Raw genomic sequence first — 19,723 nt, 5'->3', positions numbered from 1 at the left:
AGTGAAACTGAACCGAATCATTTACCGGATCCTGCAAGCTCTTCACCTGTACCTGGCGCTCGCGCTCACCCGGCTGGTGAGAACGGTGAACAACGCAGCGGATGACCCGTCCGAGCGAGGAGATGTGCCCGGCTGGGTGATGATCACCCTAATGTCCGCGGTACTGGTAGCAGCGCTGCTCGCTCTGGCCGGTCCGGCATTGGAGAACCTTTTCAATGACGCGATCAGTCGCGTCAGCCCCTGATCGGCCACCGGTGAGGAGAGAACCGGACGGTTATACCAGCCACGAGCGTGGGGCAGCGGTGGTGGACTTCGCACTGATCGGGGGACTCCTGACCGTCATTTTCGTTGCGGTCATCCAGCTCACCCTGGTGCTTCACGTCCGGAACACCCTGATTGATGCGGCGTCGTCAGGGGCACGCTACGGAACGCTGGCTGATCGGACCGCAGCCGACGCGCAACAGCGAACTGGAGTCATCATCTCCACTGCACTCAGCGATGGATACGCCGAGCAAATCTCCGTCGACGAAATCAACCAGAACGGATTGTCGCTGCTGGCGGTGACCGTCCGGGCGCCACTGCCAGTGATCGGCCTGATCGGTCCCGCGGGAGTGTTGGAGGTGACTGGTCATGCGGTGCTTCCACGCGAGCCCACCGACAGCTGAACAGGAGAGGGGGAGCGCCGTCGTCGAATTTGTCTTCCTCGGACTCGTTTTGCTGGTGCCGGTGATCTACTTTGTCCTGACCATTGGTCGGTTGCAGGCGGGTTCCTTCGCCGTGGTCGGGGCCGCTGATCAGGCAGCCAAAATTTACGTCACCGAGGAATCGCTGCCTGAGGCGACCTCTCAGGCGCATCAGGCAGCGATCCTCGTCCTGAACGATTTCGGTTTCGACGCGTCGGAAGCGGAGATCGAGGTGAACTGCAACGGCGAATGCCTCACCCCCGGTTCAGGAGTGACGGTCGGTGTCCGGCTCGGCATCAACTTGCCGTTCATGCCGCCCGGACACAGCGTCGACGATTCGGTCGTGGTCGTCGACTCGTCGGCGACACAACTGGTGGAACGGTTCAGATGACCCGCCCTAAGTTCCCTTCGGTCCGGGAAGTTCATACTTCCGGACCCGAGGAGGGGCAGGTCATAGTCATGGTGATCGGATACCTGCTTTTATCCCTGTTAGTTCTGACCGTGGTGCTCGCCGCATCGGCTGTTTACCTCGACCGGCAAAAGCTATTGTCAGTTGCCGACGGCGCGGCCCTGACCGCCGCCGACACCTTCAGACTGGCCGAGCCGCTTCCGGGTGCGGAGGCACCCCTGCCAGCACTGGATGCCACGCTGGTCCGGACAACGGTGCAGGAGTACCTTCACCTGACCGGTGCCAGCGCACGCTTCGACGGGCTGACGATGGACCCGGGGACCGGAGCACCTGACAACAGGACGGCCCAGGTGGTGTTGACTGCGGTTGTCCATCCACCCGTCGTGAACTTTCTCGTACCGGAGGGGATCCCCATCGCCGTGACCGCCGAGGCCCGCTCCGAGTTGACCCGCTGAGACTTCGGAACGATCAAATTGGCGGGAATTTGACCCATCCCAAACCCCTGATCGGCGGTAAAATGATCTAGTTGGATGAGGTGGTTCACATGATGGCTCGCTCGCTCAGACGGATGGCATTGGCGATTGGAACGTCGCTGGCGCTTCTCTTCGGCTTCGTGACAGTTGCACCCCCTGCGCAGGCCGCCCCCCTTTACGGTCACGATATCTCCTGGCCCCAATGCCCGCCCGCGGACGGCGGTTTCGGCCTGCCCATGCCGCCGACGTCAACCCAGTTCGTCGTTATCGGACTCACCAAGGGTCTGCCCTTCACCGAAAACCCATGCCTGGCAAGTCAGGTCATCTGGACCAAAACCAATAACAAGTCGACCCATGGCTACGCAATGGCAGGGTTTCCCACTGCTGCCCAGTTGAATACCTATGGTGCGCGGGGGCCGTGGGCGAGCAGTACCCGTGCGGGTCGGCTATCGAACGTGGGGTACTCGGAAGCACGGTTCGCCGTCGCCAGCATGAACCGGATCGGCTTCCGGCCACCGGTGGTGTGGATCGACGTCGAACCCCGGCCAGCCCAGCCGTGGCCCACCAGCACCACGGCGCAGCAACGCGACAACCGGCTCATCATCGATGGACTGATGCGCGGGCTCCGCGATGCGGGCTTCTCCTACGGCCTCTACTCCTATGCCTCGGGGTGGGCGGAGATCACCGGATCCTGGCGACTTCCCGGGGTGCCGGTGTGGGCGACGGCCGGGAGGCTCGACTATCCCACCGAGGCCCTGGACCGCTGCCGGCAGCCGAGTTTCTCCGGCGGGCGCGTCTATCTCTCCCAGTGGTACGACGACACCCGGGACTACAACCTGACCTGCGAGCCCTACGCCTTCACACCCCTGGCCATCCCCGCATCGACGCTGTCCCGTTCCACCGCCGACTTCAACGGTGACTGGAACAACGACATCCTGGCTCGCGTCACAGCGACCGGTGATCTCCGGATGTACCGCGGAAAGGGAGATGGCACTGCGTGGAGTGGTGTCCGGATCGGCGTGGGCTGGGCTCCAATAAACGCCCTTGAAACCCCGGGAGACTTCAACGGTGACGGTCCCGCTGATGTGCTTGCCCGGGAGGCGGCTACCGGGTATCTGTGGCTGTACCGGGGGAATGGTGTCGGAGGTTGGCTGCCACGCATCCGGGTGGGCCATGGCTGGAATGTGTTCAATTCGATTGTGGGGCCAGGGGATTTCAACGGAGACCAGTTTGTGGATGTTCTCGCCCGGGAACGGACCACCGGCTATCTCTGGCTGTATCGGGGGAATGGGTCCGGGGGGTGGCTGCCGAGAGTCCGGGTCGGCAGCGACTGGAACGCCTTCAACGCCATTGTAGGTCCCGGTGATTTCAATGGCGACGGCAGGGTAGATCTGCTGGCCCGCGACAAAGCGAACGGCTATTTGTGGCTGTATCCGGGGAACGGCACAGGGGGATGGCTGCCTCGCTCGAGGGTGGGGCACGGCTGGAACTCGATGACAGCGGTGATGAGCCCCGGCGACTTTAACGGGGATCGCACCGCCGATGTCCTTGCTCGTGACAGCCGGGGGATTCTGTGGCTGTATCCGGGCAACGGCTCAGGGGGCTGGCTGCCCCGAATGCAGGTGGGCACTGGGTGGAACGGACTGAACCTGATCTTCTGATGCCACGCCAGCCCTCAGGCTCCCCACCTCCCTCAGTCGCTTCACAGCGGCGACTGCGGCCGCCCTGCCCGCGCGGGTAGCGCCAAGTGTTGAGGCCGAGGCACCGTACCCCACCAACAGCACGCGTGGGTCCTTGAGCACATGCACCCCTTTCATCCGGATTCCGCCCCCGGCCTCCCGTAATTTCAGCGGAGCGAGGTGGTCCAGTGCCGGACGGAACCCGGTGGCCCACAGGATGACATCCGCGCGGACTTCTGTCCCGTCTGCCAACAGGACGCCCTCTGGGGTGACAGCCCGCATCGGACCCACCGAGACGAGGATCCCTGCAGCTATCCCGTCTTGATATTGGCGGGTCAGTGGTAGACCAGTGGTCGACACCACGCTCGCAGGAGGGAGTCCGGCCGCCGTTCGTTCGTTGACCCGGGCTTCGACTTCCCTGCCCCATTCGGCATTGAACTCCCGCCCGGTGAAGGACGGCGGACGGCGAGTGACCCAGGACGTTGTGGCGCCGGCGTCGGCAAGTTGGAGCAGGAACTGGACCGCTGACGTCCCCGCCCCCACCACCACCACGTGCAGGCCACGGAAGTGCCGCGCAGATTGGAAATCGTGGGTATGAAGCTGGCTCCCCAGGAACAGCTCCCGGCCGGGGTAAAACGGCCAATAGGGCCGGTCCCAGGTCCCGGTGCCATTGATGATTAGCTCGGCATCCCAGCTGCCTGACTGGGTTACTACTCGCAATGGACCGGCTGGGGAGGGGGACACCACCTCGGTGACCGCCTCGGGGCGGTGTACCGGGAGGTCGAATTGCCTTTCATAGTCGCCGTAGTAGCGACTGACCACCGACGACGCGGGCTCGGTCGGGTCGGGGATGCCAACCTCAAGGCCCGGCAGGTCGTGAATATTGTGGGCAGTGCCGAAGGTGAGTGACGGCCAGCGGTGACGCCAGGCGCCACCGGGGCCGTCATTGGCGTCCAGGACCACGAAGTCCTCATCGGGTTCAAGCCCTTGCCGCCGCAGATAGTATGCCGCGGACAGGCCAGCTTGCCCGGCTCCGATCACGACCGTCCTCAGCATTCTGCCCTCTCACTCGTGCGCGTAGTCTTCCACCGCTAAAACTGACCTCAGGCCTCGCTTATTCCACCCCCATCCACACCAAATGGCTCAAGGGGCGTCAGGTGCCGTTGCCGCGATTGACCCTTGACACCATTTTCAGATTTGAGGAACCTTCTGACTAAGCTCTCATCTTCGAATCCGATGATGATTGGCAGAGCTGACGCCCAGAAGGGGGCAGGCAGTGCAGCCAGCAGACATCAACTCCACCGGTCCCGCGGTAAGAACCTTCGGTGTGGAAGAGGAACTGCTGCTCCTGGATGAACACACCGGCCGGCCGGCGCCGCTCGCGCCGCAGGTGTTGTCCGGCGTCGTACCCGCCGCCGACGACGTCAGCGAACTGACGCTGGAACTGCAGCAACAACAACTGGAGGTCATCAGCAAGCCTTATTCCGCTCTGGGGGACCTGGCAGCAGCAATTCAGGGGGGCCGACGCCAGGCCGACCGCGCGGCCCAACAGGTCGGCGCGCGGGTCGCGGCGCTGGCCACCAGCATCCACCCGACGGCCCTCCGGCTGGCACCAGACAACCGGTACGCCAGGATGAGGGACCTCTATGGGCTTGCGCTCGCCGAACACCTGACCTGCGGATTTCATATCCACGTCTCGATTGAATCCCCCGACGAGGGGGTTGCCGTTCTGGACCGGATCCGGCTGTGGCTGCCCGTCCTGCTGGCACTCAGCACCAACTCTCCGTATTGGAACGGAGCGGACAGCGGCTACGCCAGCTACCGGTACCCCCTGAATTTGCGCTGGCCCACCTCGGGGACCTATGAAGCGTTTGGATCCGTGTCCTCGTACGAGAAGATGATCCGCGCCCGGCTGAATGACGGGGTCATCCTCGACGAAGGAATGGTCTACCTGGATGCGAGGCTCGCCCAGCGGCACCCAACGGTCGAGATCAGGGTCTGCGATGTCTGCCTTTTCAGTGCCGACGCCGTTCTGATTGCCGCCCTGGCGAGGGCCCTCGTGGAGGAAAGTGCCAGAGCCTGGCGGGCCGGTGAACCAGCACCCGGCGCCACGTCCGCCGATCTCCGGGCGGCGAGTTGGACGGCGAGCAGGTACGGGTTTGGTGGACCTCTGGTGAACCCAGTCCTGGGCGGGCTGTGCGAGGCGGCCGACGCCGTGCACCTCCTCATTGAGCGGGTGCTTCCGGTACTGCGCGACTACGACGACGAAGCGACCGTGCTTCGGCTTCTGCACCAGATCGAGCGCCGGGGCACCGGCGCCGACTATCAGCGTGCCATGATGCGCGAAGGTGCCGATGCCCTCATCACCGATGCAGTGGAGCGGACCCAGCAGGGCCCGCTTGACTAGCAGCGGCGCCATCAGCCAGCGGCCGCCGTCAGCGCCATGACGTAGGCTGGTTCAATCATGGCAAACATCGATTTTCCCGCAGAAATCCGCGCGCTCCGCACCAAATACGCCAACATCGAGCAGGTTGCTGATGTTGAAGCGATCCGCACCGACATCGCGGAGCTGAGCGAACAGGCCGGTGAACCCAACCTGTGGGATGATCCTGCCGCCGCACAGAAGATCACGTCGAAACTTTCCCACCGCCAGTCGGCGCTTGAACGCCTCGAGACCCTCTACTCGCGGATCGAAGACCTCGAAGTGCTGGTGGAACTGGCCCAGGACGAGGATGATGAGGCGTCCAGAGAAGAATCAGTGAAGGAACTTTCGTCCCTGAGCGCCTCCCTGGACCGGCTCGAAGTAGTGACCCTGCTGGCAGGCGAGTACGACGAGCGGGAGGCGGTAGTGAGCATCCGTTCCGGCGCGGGCGGAGTGGACGCCGCCGACTTCGCGGAAATGCTGCTCCGCATGTACCTGCGGTGGGCCGAACGCCACGGGTACCCCACCCAGGTCCTTGACACTTCCTATGCCGAAGAGGCCGGACTGAAGTCCGCCACGTTCGAGGTAAAGGCGCCGTACGCCTTCGGCACCCTGTCGGTGGAAGCCGGCACGCACCGCCTGGTCCGGATCAGCCCCTTTGACAACCAGGGTCGCCGCCAGACCTCTTTCGCGGCCGTCGAGGTGATTCCGCTGATTGAGCAAACCGACTCGGTGGAGATCCCCGACAACGAGATCAAAGTCGATGTTTTCCGGTCATCCGGGCCCGGCGGCCAATCGGTGAACACCACCGACTCGGCGGTGCGGCTGACCCATATCCCCACCGGGATTGTCGTGTCCATGCAGAACGAAAAATCCCAGCTCCAGAACCGGGCGGCTGCGCTCAGGGTCCTCCAATCCCGACTCCTGCTTCAGATGCAGGAACAGGAGAACGCCGAGAAGAAGGCAATGGCCGGCGATGTGAAGGCATCCTGGGGCGACCAGATGCGCTCCTATGTGCTCAACCCGTACCAGATGGTCAAGGATCTACGCACCGACCACGAGGTCGGTAACACCTCGGCAGTGTTCGACGGCGAGATCGACGACTTTATCGACGCTGGCATCAGGTGGCGGGCCAACAACAGGGCTGCACCGGCCGAATAGGCGGATTTGGGCGGCCTGCCGGCCCACCAAACGCTCTGCGACACACCGCGACGGTGAGCCAGCAAGGCGCAGCGGCGTGGCTATAGTCTAGTGGCCGGTACTTTCTTCCCCCCAGCAAATGCCCGTGCACTGGCAGTTTCATATGGGCGCAAAGTAGTCATGATTAGATTCGACACTGTCACCAAGGTCTACGACAACAACTCTCGACCCGCCCTCGACGCCGTAAGCCTCGAAGTCGATCGTGGAGAATTTGTCTTCCTGGTCGGGGCCTCGGGCTCCGGTAAATCAACGTTCATCCGGCTGGTCCTCAAAGAGGACCGGGTGTCCCGGGGTGCCGTCTACGTCGCAGGGCAAAACGTTGCCAACATCCCAAGCTGGCGGGTGCCCAAGCTGCGCCGCGGCATCGGTGTGGTGTTCCAGGACTTCCGGCTGCTACCCAACAAGACCGTCTTCGCAAATGTCGCCTTTGCCATGCAGGTGATTGGCAAGAGCCGTGCAGTGATCCGGGAGACAGTGCCCGACGTACTGCAGACAGTGGGCCTGGAGGGTAAAAACAACAGGATGCCCCATGAACTCTCAGGGGGCGAGCAGCAGCGCGTGGCCATTGCCCGCGCCATCGTGAACCGGCCCGGAATCCTGCTGGCCGACGAGCCCACCGGCAACCTGGACCCCACCACGTCGATGGGAATTATGAAAGTACTGGACCGCATCAACTCGAACGGCACCACAGTGGTGATGGCAACCCACGATGACGACATCGTGAACACCATGCGCAAAAGAGTGGTCGAGCTTCGCAACGGTTCAGTGGTGCGGGACGACGCGCAGGGCATCTACATTGGCGAGACCGAGGTGTCGGCGCAATGAGGTTCGCGTTTGTCCTCGGTGAGTTAGGGTCTGGTCTCCGCCGGAACCTTGCCATGGTGATCTCCATCGTTCTGGTCACCTTCATTTCCCTCACCTTCGTCGGGGCTGCGGGACTCCTTCAGCTACAGATCAACCAGATGAAGGGGTATTGGTACGACCGCGTTCAGGTGGCCGTATTCCTCTGCGTGGATAACTCCACCTCACCGAGCTGCGCGGCGGGACCCGTGTCCGACGAGCAACGGGATGATATCCAGGCCATCCTCGAATCCGATTCCTTCAGTGAATATGTTTCGACGGTCGAATACGAGTCCCAGGAAGAAGCCCTGGGCCATTTCCAGGACCAGTTCGCGAATTCTCCAATTGTCGATTCGGTGACAGCCGACCAGCTCCCCGAATCATTCAGAGTCAATCTGGTTGACCCGGAAAAGTACGAGGTCATCAACGAAGCCTTCTCTTCGACCCCAGGTGTTGACGTCGTGAGCGACCAGCGGGAGTTACTGGAACGCCTCTTCACCTATATGAATGTCGCGTCGGCGATCGCCCTGACCATAGCGGGGGTGATGTTGCTCTGTGCCGTGTTGCTGGTGGCAACCACGATCAGGCTTTCTGCGTTTAGCCGCCGGCGGGAAACCGGAATCATGCGGTTGGTCGGCGCCAGCAAAGCGGTCATCCAACTCCCGTTCGTCCTGGAGGGAGTCATCGCGGCGGTGGTCGGCGGCCTGTTGGCAACCGGCACGCTGTGGGCGGTAGCCCACTTCGCCCTCAACGGCGTACTCGCCGAGATGTACCCGGAAACGGCCTTCATCTCCTCGACTGAGGTACTGCTCCTTGCGCCCCTGCTCATCTTGCTGGGTGGAGTGCTGGCTGGGGTGTCATCACTCCTGACCCTCCGACGTTACTTGAGGGTTTAGAGTAATGACCAGGAACGAAAGAGAGCATATGCCTGCTGTAAATCCTTGGTCGACCAAGTCGGCCAAACAATCAGTCGTGACCAAGACCGTCGCTGGCACGTCGATTGCGGTGATTGTCGCGCTCGCCCTCGGGTTCAGCGCGCCGGTATTCGCCGATGAATTGGATAACCGCCAGAACGCCCTCGAGCAGGAAATCGAGGACGTCCAGCAATCAATTGAATACCTCGACGCCGATATTTCCGAAACGATTGCGCAGCTCCGTGTCTTCCAGGGCCAGCTGCCCGGCGCCCAGCAGGCCCTCGCCGACGCACAGGGCCGGGTCGAAACCGCCACCGGCCAGGTCACTGCACTCACTCAACGGGTCGATTTGGCCCAGGAGACCAGAAACAAGATCAGCGAACAGATGGATCTCGACCAGGAAGCGATGGGAGAGACCCGGGAGATGATCGGGCAGATCGCCACCCAGGCCTACAAAAATGGGGGAGTACCCTCAAACCTGTCCCTGCTCTTCGGCTCTGAGGGCACTGAAAGTCTCACCAATTCCATCGACATGGTGGACCAGGCACTACGGAGCCAGAACGCTGCCATGGACCAGTTGTCGCAGCAGAACGCGACCAATGTGAACTCGGAGGCACGTCTTGAGGCGGTCGAGGCGGAAATCCTCGACCTGAAAGCCCAGGCGGAACAGGCTCTCGCGGCCGAGCAGATAGCCCGTGATGATGCAGCGGCCGAGAAGAGCAAGGTGGACACCCTGGTCGCCGACACCTCGGCGTTGTCCGATGAGCTTAAAGAACAGAAGCCGGTCATTGAGGCTCAGCTCGCCGAGGTGGAATCCGCCCACGAGCAGGTCACCGCCGATATCGCCGCACGCCAGGCACGTCTGATTGAAGAGGCGCGGAAGCGGGAGGAAGCGCGGCTCAAGGCTGAGGCTGAAGAGCGGGCCCGCATCGAGAATGAACGCCGCGCAGCGGAGGCAGCAGCTGCTGCCGAAGCAGCCAACGCCGCTGCGGCTGCAGCGGCCGCAGCCGCGCAACGACCGGCGCCCAAGCCAGTCGCGCCTGAACCAATCGTCCCGGCCACGGTCAGGCCAATCGCGCCGATTCAATCCGGCAGTCCTTCAGCGTTCGGTCTCCGGGCACCTGTCAGCGGTCCCATTTCCTCAGGATTCGGCTGGCGTGCAACTCCGGTCGGCACCATCGACTTCAACGGGTCGGGCGGGTACACCCATACGGGCCTCGACTACGGTGTGGGCTGCGGTACCCCGCTCTACGCTCCCGCAGCAGGCGAAGTCTGGTTCGCTGATTCCAACGCGCTCTCCGGCGCCGGAAACCGTATCGTCCTGAACCATGGTGTAGTCCAGGGCAACGCGCTGGCGACCAACTACTACCACCTCTCCAGCTTCGACGTCTCGCCGGGGCAAAAGGTCAGCGCCGGTCAGCTGATCGGCCGCACCGGAACCACCGGCAACTCTTCCGGCTGTCACCTGCATTTTGAAACGGTGCTCAACGGCAGCCTGGTCGACCCGCTGGGCCTGCTGTAGTCACCGACGCCGTAGACTGAGGGGACAGCAAATCGGCCCCTAGGCGTGAGCCAGGAGCAAGACCCCCAGAGATGAAGGAGTTGTACCGTGCCCAAGGAAAGTGGCCGACAGGTAGTGGCCACCAATCGGAAGGCCCGGCACGATTACGAGGTGCTGGATACCTACGAGGCCGGCATCGCCCTGATGGGCACCGAGGTGAAGTCGCTCCGGGCCGGGCGGGCGTCCCTGGTGGACGGGTTCGCCATTTTTTACAATGACGAACTATGGCTCGAGGGCATCCACATTCCCGAGTACACGCAGGGCAGTTGGACCAATCACGCAGCCCGCCGCCGTCGCAAGCTATTGCTGCACCGGGACGAGCTGACCCGGATCTCCCAGCGCATCAGGGAAAGCGGATTCACCCTGGTGCCGCTTCAGTTGTACTTCCTGAATGGACGCGCGAAGGTCGAAATTGCTGTCGCACGCGGTAAACGGGATTACGACAAACGTCAGACCCTGCGGGAAAAACAAGACAACCGTGAAGCTCTGCGGGACATGCGCGACAAGAACCGGGGCAGCTAAGGTATGAGCGACGTTTTCTGGGATGCGCAGGAACCCAGGGAGGATCCCGACGTATCAGAACTGCGCTACCGTCGACCCTGGTGGGTCACGCTGGTTGCCCTGATCGATCTGCTGCTTTTGCTGGCAATCGTTCCGGTGGGCATTTTCGCATTGATCCCGTTCTTCTTCCTGATCTACCTGTATCTGGCCCAACTGATCATCTGGGTGGCGCCGTTGCTGGTACTCATGAACATCCTGGTGTTCTGGTGGAGTTTCAAGCGCAAGCAGGCAGCGACAACCGCCCTCGCCGCGCTGGGCCTCGCCTTCGTGGCCGTGTCGTTTGTGGTAGTCACCCTGTGGCAGTCGCCCATTGTCATGTTCGGGATTACCCTCTAGTCCAGACGGTGGGGCCGACCCGGGAATACATCGCTGGGAAGGGTGCGTTATACTGGTAGATCCGAAGCAATTCGGGGAGAAGCACATTGATAACTACACACGGGGATGACAGGTTTCGACGATGTTAGTCGCGACAGGGGAAGCGGGCCGAGGATTTACAAGGCTATCTCGTTAACGCTCCTTGTTAAAATATAAGTGCCGAACAAAAACGCACTGACTTCGCTCTCGCTGCCTAAGCAGTAAGACCAAGTCCGTCAGCCCGGGAATGCTCTCGTCCCGGATCCTGGCGTCATTTAGAGGGCCACTGCTCCTGAAACTTGTTACAGGTTTCCGGGGGACTCTTATGTAACTGAGCTTGGCAGCAGTCTGTTTGCAGAACTGCTGAAGCTGAGAAAAACCGACGCAAACTGCGCCCGGAGAAGCCCTGACTACACTGCATCGGACGCGGGTTCAATTCCCGCCATCTCCACGAAACAGCCCGACGGCTAAACGTCCCTACCCTTTGGGGGAGGGACGTTTTGTCGTTAACACCGGCAGTCGCGCTGGGGCACCGCCAGCCGGACGTAGACTGACGGTATGAACTGGACGGACGATCCACCACCCTGGCTTCCCCCCCTGCCGCCGCCCAATCGAGGTCGCTTCCTGGTCAACACCGGGCTGATTCTGGTGATCGGATCATTCATTTTCATTTTCTACATGAGCTTTGTCGGCGGAACCCACACCCTGTACACCCTGATTCCATTGGCAGTGGGATTGATCTGCCTCATTGTTGGAATGGTCCGCCGGAACGAAGGGCGCTAACCCCGTGAGCGAAGCGAAGACAGAGCCGACACCGAGTGAGCCGGCCTGGTGGACCGGCGCGGTGGTGTACCAGATCTATCCACGCAGCTTTGCCGACTCCGACGGCGACGGCGTCGGCGACCTGCCCGGCATCATCGGTAAACTCGACTATCTGGCTGAGCTGGGCGTGGATGTTCTCTGGCTCTCTCCGGTGTACCAGTCCCCGCACCACGACAACGGCTACGACATCAGCGATTACCGGCTCATCGATCCGGTATTCGGGGATCTTGAACAATTCGGGGAGCTCCTCGATGGAGTGCACCGCCGCGGTATGAAGCTCGTGATGGACCTGGTGGTCAATCACACCTCTCACGAACACGAGTGGTTCAGGGAGTCGTCCTCCTCACTCGATAACCCCAAACGGGACTGGTACTGGTGGCGGGACCCCCGCGACGGCTTCGCCGCTGGGGAGCAAGGGGCCGAACCGTCGAACTGGGGATCGGCGTTCAGCGGGCCCGCCTGGACCCTCCATCCAGAAACCGGGCAGTATTACCTGCACCTGTTCGCACCCCAGCAACCAGACCTGAACTGGGAGAACCCCGAAGTCCGGGCCGCCGTCTACGAAATGATGAACTGGTGGCTCGACCTCGGTGTCGATGGCTTCCGGATGGACGTCATCAACTACATTTCGAAGGATCAGACCCTCCCGGATGGGAGAGTGCCGGCTGGCGGCCTGTGGGGCGACGGTGCTCCGCACTTCATCTCCGGCCCGCGGATCCACGACTACCTCCAGGAAATGCACCGTGAGGTTTTCGCCGGAAGGACCGCTGAGCTGATCACCGTGGGAGAGATGCCCGGCGCAACAATTGAGGAGGCCCGGCTATTCACTGATCCTGCCCGCCGCGAGCTGGACATGATTTTCCAGTTCGAGCATGTGGGCCTGGATTACGGGCCGGGCGGCAAATGGGATTACCGGGGGCTGAACCTGGGTGACCTGAAGGCCTCCTGGAACCGCTGGCAGACGGGATTGGCGGAGGCCGGGTGGAACAGCCTGTACCTGAACAACCATGACCAGCCGCGGCTGGTGTCACGGTTCGGGGATGACACCAGGTTCAGGTACGAGTCCGCGACCCTGTGGGCGACACTGCTCCACCTGCACAGGGGAACCCCTTACATCTATCAGGGTGAGGAACTTGGCATGACCAATGTGCCGTTCTCCTCAATCGATGATTTCCGCGACCTGGAATCGATCAACTACTTCAACGAGGCGACGGCTGTGCTCGGATTGGACCCGGAACAAGTGCTGTCCTCGATCCGTGTCATGAGCCGCGACAACGCCAGGACACCCGTGCAATGGTCGGACGCCACGCATGCAGGCTTCACCACGGGCGAGCCCTGGCTCAGCGTCAACCCGAACTACCCCACCATCAACGCCGAAGCGGACCGGGCTTCGGATCGCTCCATTTTTCGGTATTATCAGCGGCTGATCCGGCTGCGCCATGACAGCGTTGTGGTGAGGCTCGGGCGGTTTACCCTCCTCGAAGACAACCACCCCACCCTTTACGCGTTCACCCGGACCCACGAGGGTGAAACTCTCACCGTGGTCGCGAACGTATCGGGGGAGAACCTGATCCTGCCGCAGGGCGCTGGCCAGGGAAAACGGCTACTGAGCAACTACCCGGACGGAGGCGCCGGTGACACTGGACGGTTGCGGCCGTGGGAGGCTCGGGTACTCCAAACCGCTCGGCCCTAGACGAGTTCGCTAAGCTTCTGGAATGGCCCACTTTCGAGATCCTGGCCCCATCGAGTTCGATGCCGTCATCCAGCGCTCAACCGTGGCTGGTTCGGCATCGTTTGTTCAGTTCCCCCATAGCGTGCCCGAAACGTTCGGTGCGAGCGGGAGGATCCCGGTCAGGGCCGCGTTCGACGGCATCGGTTACCGCGGTTCGCTGGTCACCTACAGTGACGGCCATCTGCTCCTGGTCCGATCGGATGTGCAAACGGAAATCGGCAAAACCACGGGCGATACGGTGAGGGTGTCGCTGACACTCGACACCAGCGAACGGGTCGTTGAACTTGCCGATGATGTGTCGGCAGCCCTCACGGCTGGCGGCGCAGAGGATGCATTTCGAGCCCTCTCCTATTCACGTCAGCGCGAGTATGCGCTGTGGATCGCGTCAGCGAAACGTCAGGCCACCCGTGAGGCGCGGATCAACAGGACACTGCAACGGTTGGCCGAGGGCAGGGCAAACCAGAAGCCGGGTTAGCGTTCGGCGGTCAACGCCGAGCTGTAGAGTTCCAACAGGGACGCCATGCCGCCGGTTTCCATCGCCTGGCGTTGGCGCTCGGCCCCCGTACCGCGTGCCCAGACCGTGTCCAGTCCCGCGGCAACCCACTCGGTATCGCCCTCCGTCTCGATAGCATCCGCCGTGTAGGCCAGCAGCCGGCCCATCTGTTCGCGTGCAGGAATCAAGGTTCCGGTTCCCAGATCGACCAGGTCTGCGGCGAGCCCGTGCCTGGCCGCCTGCCACATGGCGGCGTCGAGCAGCTCCGGGTCGGGATCCAGGAAAGGTAGTCCGGCTTCGGCGTCGCGGACCGCCGTCGACACGAGACCCCTGACCAGGGCAGCCAGCAGCACCGAGTCCTGGGCCTCCAGCTGGGCGTCGCCGGTCCGGACCTCCAGGGTGGGATACGCATCCGACAGGCGGGCCATCCAGGTCAGCACCCCGCGGTCGATGATCACCCCGGTCGCCACCAGTCGTTCGATGCGACGTTCATAGTCGGCCGCGTCGGCGAAGACTGGTGGGCATCCCTGAATCGGCCACCTACGGTAATGGATCACCCGCCAACTGGCGAAGCCGCTGTCCCGGTCCAGCCAATACGGCGAATTGGTGCTGAGGGCTGTGATGACCGGCAGCCATGGCCGGATCCGGTTGAGCGCCTGCACACCGCTCTCCTTGTCAGGGATTCCCACGTGCACGTGAAGCCCGTTGACAAACTGATCCGCCACAATGCCTCGGGCGCTTTCACGCAGCTGGTGGTAGCGCTGGTTATCGGTCAGGGTGGGGTACGCCGATTCAATGCGTGGAGCGGTGGCCGAGCCGGTGGCCCGCACGCCAGCCTTCCGGGCGGCGGCCGAGATCCGGCGGCGGAAGTGCAGCAAGGACTCTTCGGCCTCGGTCAGGGTATGACAGACAGGGGTGGCCGTCTCGATCTGGCAACTGAGGAGTTCACGCTGAACGTCCTCCGCCTCTATCGTGGGCGACTGTTCCAAAAGGGCTTGCACCTCGTTGGCCCGGTACACCGGCAACCCCGAGGCCGGGTCCAGCAGGAGGTACTCTTCTTCGATCCCCAGCGTTGTCATGTGGAACCTTTGGCTAGATGGGTGTGGGCAGATGGGGTGGAACAACTTGTGCTGATAGTGATCATTGCATCCTCGAATTGCTGACGGCTAATGCTGGACCGCCTACCGGGTCCAACTGGCAATCCGATATAGTCGAGGCTACGGCGATGGATCCCGCCGGGGCGTTGCCCGAACCGCCACCGTGGCTGATGGTTCCTGCCTTTGACACTCGATAGAGGCAGGTGCGCTGTGTCCAAACCAGATCAGGGTGAGCCGTCCGCGGTCGTCATGGACCGGCCGCCCCACCGGCGCCTGACATTCATTGCCCTGGTGTTCGCCGGGGGTGTGGCCGGCACACTGTGCCGAGTCTGGCTGAATGGGCTGGTTCCATCCCCGCAGGACCTGCCGCTACCCACCCTGGCAATCAATCTGGGCGGGTCATTCCTGCTGGGCCTGTTACTGGAGGGCCTGCTACGTGCCGGTCCGGACCGTGGCGGGTACCTGATGGTGCGGCTTCTGTTGGGAACAGGGTTCCTTGGGGGATTCACCACCTACAGTGCGTTTGCCCTGGAAGCCATCGTCTTGGCCGCAGACGGCGCCAGCGGGTTCGCCGCCGCGTACGTCGCAGTCAGTCTCCTGGGGGGAGTCCTGCTGAGTTTCGCCGGGATTGGCGTGGGTGCAGCGGTTGCCAGGCGTAGACAGGGCCGGCCTGACACCAGGTCGGAGATGGACCTCCCGTGAGTGTACTTTTGATCCTGCTGGTTGGTGTTGCAGGCGGCACCGGTGCCGTCGCGCGGTTCATGCTCGACGGCACCATCCGGGCCCGGTTCGCGACGGCGATCCCCTGGAGCACCGTTGCCATCAACATCCTGGGCTCGGGGTTGCTGGGGCTGCTGGGCGGGCTGGCCCTCGGCGAGCAGGTCCCCCTGGCAGCAGAGCTCATCGTGGGCGTCGGATTTCTCGGCGGTTTCACCACGTTCAGCACCGCGAGTGTCGAAACGGCCAGGCTGATCCAGAGCGGCCAGTTGAGGAGTGCCGTCGTCAACGGGCTGGGGACAGCCACGTTGGCGCTCCTTGCCGCTGCGGCTGGCGTCGCCATCGGTGCGCTCCTGGTCGGGGGCTAGCGGACCGACGCTTCGGGCAGGCGGCATCCGGAATGAACCTGATCAGTCTCAATCCACAGCGAAGTCGTCAGCTCTTCGCCGAAATCGAAAGTCCTTGCGGTGCCCGTATCGCCGACGCTGACCACCAAGGGGCCTCCGAACGGTTTCCGCTGGAGGACCTGCACGGGGGAGTCAAGGGCAATGGATTCAGCGGCGAGGAACCGGAGCAGCTCCGGATTTGCGTCGCTGATCCGGGTGATACGGCCGCGGTGCCCGTCGTCGAGCTCCTCCAGCGCATGGGCGTTCGGCAGGGTGATCTTCCCGTCGGCGGTGGGGATCGGATCCCCGTGCGGGTCTCTCCCGGGATGCCCAAGCTTCCGGTCGAGGCGTTCGATGAACGTGTCGGAGACAGTGTGCTCCAACAGTTCCGCCTCGTCATGAACCTCGTCCCACCGATAGCCCAGTTCGTTCACCAGGAAGGTCTCCAGAAGACGGTGACGGCGTACCATCGTCAACGCCAGATGCAGCCCATCTGCGGTCAGCTCGACTGAGCTGTAGGGCTCATGGCTCACCAGGCCCAGATCCATCAGCTTGCGGACCATTTCCGATGCCGAGGAATTGGCTACTGACAGTCGGGCCGCAAGCTGCGAGGCGGTTATTGGCCGATCCTGCCATTCAGTGAAGGTATAGATGACCTTCACATAGTCCTGAACGCTCGTTGACCCGGCGCTAAGCGCCGAAGCTGTCCGTTGTGCCATCTCAGGTCTCACTTCCCGTGGGGACGCCAGTGGTGTTGATTCTCCGAGTCCGGGTGTGGTTTTCCTGTGAGGAGTGGCGGCGCAACCGACGTCGGCTTGCCGCCTGCCAGAGGACCCCGGTTCGCCGGGCAAAGAGATACACCAGGACGAAGACCAGCGACTGGGACAGCACCACGGCAGCACCGGTCGAGATGTCCAGGTAATAGCTGGCGTAGATGCCGGCGACCGACGCGGCCGCGGTGAGGCTCGAGGCGATAATCAGCATCCGGTCGAAGCTGCGGGTCAGCAGGAAGGCTGTGGCGCCGGGGGTGATGAGCATGGCCACCACCAGGATGATTCCCACCGCCTGCAGGCCGACGACGACGCTCAGCGCCAGGAGACCTAGCAGCAGGGTGGAGAGCGCCCGGGTATTCAGCCCGATCACGTGCGCATGCGTGCGGTCAAAGGCAAAGAGTGTGAGGTCGCGGCGTTTGTACAGGACGATGGCGAGGGTCAGCACGCCAAGGATGACCACCTGCCACAATTCCCCGTTGGTTACACCCAGCACGTTCCCAAAGAGAATATGCATCAGGTCAACCTGGGAGGGAGTACGGGACACAATTGCGAGCCCCAGGGCGAAAAGTCCGGTGAAAACCACCCCAATGACGGTGTCCGACTTGAGCTTGGTGGTCGACTTCACCAGACCGATCAGCGCAACCGCCCCGGCCCCGAACACGAAGGCGCCGATGGAGAAGGGGATGCCGATGATGTAGGCCAGGGCGACGCCTGGCAGCACCGCGTGGGAAACGGCGTCGCCCATCAGCGACCAGCCCATCAGGATGAGCCAGCAGGACAGCACCGACGCGACGACCGCCGCGCAGACAGTGACGATCAGGGCGCGGGTCAGGAAGCCGTATTGCAGCGGCTCGGTGAGGAAATTGAGGACTTCCATGGCGTGGTCTAACTTTCTTCGGGTGCGGGTCGGGGACGAGAGGCGCCACCTGCCGTGGGTAGCGGCCCGAACGCGAGCGCCAACAACTCATGGGTCAGCACTTCGGAGGGCGGTCCATGCGCGAGGACCCGGTTGTGCAGCAGTACCGCTTCGTCGCAGAGCTCGGGGATCCCGGCGAGGTCGTGGGTGGAGATGAGAGCGGTCCGTCCCTCGTCCCTGAGTTCCTGGAGCAGACTGACCAGCGTGGCTTCGCTGGTCCTGTCCACCCCCGCGAACGGTTCATCCAGGAGCAGTAGCTGCGCGTCCTGGGCGATGCTGCGGGCAACAAAGGCGCGCTTCTTCTGCCCGCCGGACAATTCGCCGATCTGCCGGTTGCGTTGCTGGGTCAGGCCGACCCGCTCCAGTGCGGCGTCGACCGCGTCGCGGTCCGCACGGCTGGCGCGGCGGGACGGCGGCATTCGGCCGTAGCGGCCCATCAGGACGACGTCGCCCACCGAGAGGGGGAAGGTCCAGTCGACGTCCTCGGATTGGGGGACATAGGCCACGAGGTTGCTACGACGGGCGGTGCGCTGGTCTTTGCCGAAAATCGCAACGGCGCCGGACTGCGGCTGGACCAGCCCCATCAGGCATTTGAACAGGGTCGACTTGCCTGACCCGTTGACGCCGATCAGCCCGCAGATGCGCGCTTTCGCCAGGTTGAGGTCGACGTCGCTCAGTGCCCGCACCTCGTTGTAGCTGACGGTGAGGCCGGAGACAGAGATGGCCGCAACCGCCTCGGTTCCCAGCGTGACGGCCTGCGGTGGAACGGACGAGGTCATGGGGCCAGCCCTTCAGTAATTACTTTGATGTCGTACCTGAGGAGGTCGAGGAAGGTGGGAACCGGGCCTTGCGGACCGGACAGCGAATCGACGTACAGCGGCCCGGCCAGTTCCGCACCCGTGGCCAACGCAACCTGCTCCTGCGCCGACGGATTGACAGTCGATTCGCAGAAGACGGTCGGGACTTCGTTGGTTTGGACAAAACCGATCACCTCTCTGATCTGCCGCGGTGTGCCCTCAGCATCAGAGTTGACCGGCCAGATGAATGACTCGTCGAGTCCCGCGTCCCGCGCCAGGTAGGAGAAGGCCCCCTCGCAGGTGACCAGGGCAGGGGTTGAGGTGTCGGCGAAGGCAGCGCGTAGCTCGTCAAGCATGGACTGCAGCTCGGCCTTGATACGGGATCCGTTGGCTTCAAAATCGTTGGCATGCGGTGGGCTCAGATCCGTCAGGGCCACCACGATGTTGTCAACGTAGATCTGCGCAGCGGCGGGGGACATCCAGGCATGGGGGTTAGGCAGTCCGTTGTAGGCGCCAGAGCGAATGTCGACCGGCTCGACGCCGTCGGAGAGGACCGCGCGCGGGGCATCCACCGAAAGCAGGAAGCGTTCAAACCAGCGCTCAAGGCCCAGACCGTTGTCGAGAATCAGATCGGCGTCCTGAGCGTTGACCAGGTCCGACGGCGTCGGGTCGTAGCCGTGGATTTCAGCGCCGATTTTGGTGATGGATTCAACCCTGACGTGCCCGCCGCCCACCTGATCTGCCAGATCCGCGAGCACAGTGAAGGTGGTCAGCACCAGCGGGCGGTCGTCGTCGTCGGCTGGCCTCGCCTGCACAGCCGGGCTGGCACCGCAGCCGGTGAGTGCCAGTACGAGAAGAAGCACCAGCGGAATGAAAAGTTTCGGCATACCTAAA

General features: G+C 62.9%; 23 protein-coding genes, 1 other RNA gene and 1 riboswitch. Of the genes, 18 read left to right on the top strand and 6 right to left on the bottom strand.

Features of this window, described 5'->3' with window-relative positions:
* The first annotated feature begins 52 nt into the window (after window positions 1–52).
* The 5 genes from ACX80T_RS12025 to ACX80T_RS12005 all read left to right on the top strand — a co-directional run bounded on the left by ACX80T_RS12025 (window position 53) and on the right by ACX80T_RS12005 (window position 3,226).
* Window positions 53–244 (top strand): hypothetical protein, encoded by a 192-nt coding sequence (locus ACX80T_RS12025; protein WP_459304582.1) that lies wholly within the window; start codon window positions 53–55, stop codon window positions 242–244.
* Window positions 245–302: 58 nt separating this feature from the next.
* Entirely contained in the window at window positions 303–665 is a 363-nt protein-coding gene (locus ACX80T_RS12020) for a TadE family protein (protein WP_019483075.1), read from the top strand.
* Complete coding sequence (locus tag ACX80T_RS12015) at window positions 631–1,074, top strand: TadE/TadG family type IV pilus assembly protein (protein WP_024476772.1); 444 nt, start codon at window positions 631–633, stop codon at window positions 1,072–1,074. Before ACX80T_RS12020 ends, ACX80T_RS12015 begins: the two co-directional genes overlap by 35 nt.
* Window positions 1,071–1,547 carry a pilus assembly protein TadG-related protein gene (locus ACX80T_RS12010; RefSeq protein ID WP_459304526.1) on the top strand — a complete coding sequence of 159 codons (477 nt, stop codon included), beginning with the start codon at window positions 1,071–1,073 and terminating at the stop codon, window positions 1,545–1,547. The genes ACX80T_RS12015 and ACX80T_RS12010 overlap by 4 nt, the downstream gene beginning before the upstream one ends.
* 89 nt (window positions 1,548–1,636) lie before the next feature.
* A complete protein-coding gene (locus ACX80T_RS12005) occupies window positions 1,637–3,226 on the top strand; it encodes an FG-GAP repeat domain-containing protein (protein ID WP_459304525.1) in 1,590 nt (529 codons plus the stop codon).
* Here the strand turns inward: ACX80T_RS12005 and ACX80T_RS12000 are convergent.
* Entirely contained in the window at window positions 3,161–4,300 is a 1,140-nt protein-coding gene (locus tag ACX80T_RS12000; RefSeq protein WP_459304524.1) for an NAD(P)-binding domain-containing protein, read from the bottom strand. The two genes, ACX80T_RS12005 and ACX80T_RS12000, sit on opposite strands and share 66 nt — an antisense overlap.
* Window positions 4,301–4,520: 220 nt before the next feature.
* On the opposite strand from ACX80T_RS12000, the gene ACX80T_RS11995 reads away from it, so the two are divergent.
* The 11 genes from ACX80T_RS11995 to ACX80T_RS11945 all read left to right on the top strand — a co-directional run bounded on the left by ACX80T_RS11995 (window position 4,521) and on the right by ACX80T_RS11945 (window position 14,125).
* Complete coding sequence (locus ACX80T_RS11995) at window positions 4,521–5,651, top strand: carboxylate-amine ligase (RefSeq protein WP_459304523.1); 1,131 nt, start codon at window positions 4,521–4,523, stop codon at window positions 5,649–5,651.
* Window positions 5,652–5,708: 57 nt separating this feature from the next.
* Entirely contained in the window at window positions 5,709–6,827 is a 1,119-nt protein-coding gene (prfB, locus tag ACX80T_RS11990; RefSeq protein ID WP_019483080.1) for a peptide chain release factor 2, read from the top strand.
* A gap of 159 nt (window positions 6,828–6,986) precedes the next feature.
* A complete protein-coding gene (gene ftsE / locus ACX80T_RS11985) occupies window positions 6,987–7,691 on the top strand; it encodes a cell division ATP-binding protein FtsE (RefSeq protein ID WP_019483081.1) in 705 nt (234 codons plus the stop codon).
* Window positions 7,688–8,602 (top strand): permease-like cell division protein FtsX, encoded by a 915-nt coding sequence (gene ftsX, locus ACX80T_RS11980; RefSeq protein ID WP_024476767.1) that lies wholly within the window; start codon window positions 7,688–7,690, stop codon window positions 8,600–8,602. The genes ftsE and ftsX overlap by 4 nt, the downstream gene beginning before the upstream one ends.
* Window positions 8,603–8,630: 28 nt before the next feature.
* Window positions 8,631–10,142, top strand: coding sequence for a M23 family metallopeptidase (locus ACX80T_RS11975; protein WP_019483083.1), 1,512 nt, complete (start codon window positions 8,631–8,633; stop codon window positions 10,140–10,142).
* A gap of 87 nt (window positions 10,143–10,229) precedes the next feature.
* Entirely contained in the window at window positions 10,230–10,703 is a 474-nt protein-coding gene (gene smpB, locus ACX80T_RS11970; protein WP_024476764.1) for an SsrA-binding protein SmpB, read from the top strand.
* Window positions 10,704–10,706: 3 nt separating this feature from the next.
* Entirely contained in the window at window positions 10,707–11,078 is a 372-nt protein-coding gene (locus ACX80T_RS11965) for a hypothetical protein (protein WP_019483085.1), read from the top strand.
* Between the two features lie 101 nt (window positions 11,079–11,179).
* Window positions 11,180–11,550: a transfer-messenger RNA gene (gene ssrA, locus ACX80T_RS11960) on the top strand.
* Between the two features lie 104 nt (window positions 11,551–11,654).
* Window positions 11,655–11,879, top strand: coding sequence for a hypothetical protein (locus ACX80T_RS11955; protein ID WP_019483086.1), 225 nt, complete (start codon window positions 11,655–11,657; stop codon window positions 11,877–11,879).
* A gap of 4 nt (window positions 11,880–11,883) precedes the next feature.
* On the top strand, window positions 11,884–13,611 hold the full coding sequence (locus ACX80T_RS11950; RefSeq protein WP_459304522.1) for an alpha-glucosidase: 1,728 nt from the start codon (window positions 11,884–11,886) through the stop codon (window positions 13,609–13,611).
* A 22-nt stretch (window positions 13,612–13,633) separates the two neighbouring features.
* Entirely contained in the window at window positions 13,634–14,125 is a 492-nt protein-coding gene (locus tag ACX80T_RS11945; protein ID WP_019483088.1) for a YdeI/OmpD-associated family protein, read from the top strand.
* Here the strand turns inward: ACX80T_RS11945 and ACX80T_RS11940 are convergent.
* A complete protein-coding gene (locus tag ACX80T_RS11940) occupies window positions 14,122–15,222 on the bottom strand; it encodes a carboxylate-amine ligase (protein WP_024476762.1) in 1,101 nt (366 codons plus the stop codon). The two genes, ACX80T_RS11945 and ACX80T_RS11940, sit on opposite strands and share 4 nt — an antisense overlap.
* A gap of 133 nt (window positions 15,223–15,355) precedes the next feature.
* Window positions 15,356–15,427, top strand: a riboswitch (Fluoride riboswitch).
* Window positions 15,428–15,450: 23 nt separating this feature from the next.
* Between ACX80T_RS11940 and ACX80T_RS11935 the strand changes: the two genes are divergently transcribed.
* Entirely contained in the window at window positions 15,451–15,942 is a 492-nt protein-coding gene (locus tag ACX80T_RS11935; protein WP_459304520.1) for a fluoride efflux transporter FluC, read from the top strand.
* Window positions 15,939–16,325 carry a fluoride efflux transporter CrcB gene (crcB, locus tag ACX80T_RS11930; RefSeq protein WP_024476760.1) on the top strand — a complete coding sequence of 129 codons (387 nt, stop codon included), beginning with the start codon at window positions 15,939–15,941 and terminating at the stop codon, window positions 16,323–16,325. Before ACX80T_RS11935 ends, crcB begins: the two co-directional genes overlap by 4 nt.
* Here the strand turns inward: crcB and ACX80T_RS11925 are convergent.
* The 4 genes from ACX80T_RS11925 to ACX80T_RS11910 are packed head-to-tail and all read right to left on the bottom strand — an operon-like array spanning window position 16,322 to window position 19,716.
* Window positions 16,322–17,062 carry a metal-dependent transcriptional regulator gene (locus ACX80T_RS11925; protein WP_035766998.1) on the bottom strand — a complete coding sequence of 247 codons (741 nt, stop codon included), beginning with the start codon at window positions 17,060–17,062 and terminating at the stop codon, window positions 16,322–16,324. The two genes, crcB and ACX80T_RS11925, sit on opposite strands and share 4 nt — an antisense overlap.
* 1 nt (window position 17,063) lies before the next feature.
* Window positions 17,064–17,993 carry a metal ABC transporter permease gene (locus ACX80T_RS11920; protein WP_459304519.1) on the bottom strand — a complete coding sequence of 310 codons (930 nt, stop codon included), beginning with the start codon at window positions 17,991–17,993 and terminating at the stop codon, window positions 17,064–17,066.
* Window positions 17,994–18,001: 8 nt separating this feature from the next.
* Window positions 18,002–18,811 (bottom strand): metal ABC transporter ATP-binding protein, encoded by an 810-nt coding sequence (locus tag ACX80T_RS11915; protein WP_019483094.1) that lies wholly within the window; start codon window positions 18,809–18,811, stop codon window positions 18,002–18,004.
* Complete coding sequence (locus ACX80T_RS11910) at window positions 18,808–19,716, bottom strand: metal ABC transporter solute-binding protein, Zn/Mn family (RefSeq protein WP_019483095.1); 909 nt, start codon at window positions 19,714–19,716, stop codon at window positions 18,808–18,810. Before ACX80T_RS11910 ends, ACX80T_RS11915 begins: the two co-directional genes overlap by 4 nt.
* Window positions 19,717–19,723: the final 7 nt, after the last annotated feature.

The organism is Arthrobacter sp. Sr33, from assembly GCF_054511195.1.
The sequence above is the reverse complement of the archived record's forward strand: the minus strand, read 5'-3'. Positions and strand labels throughout refer to the sequence as shown.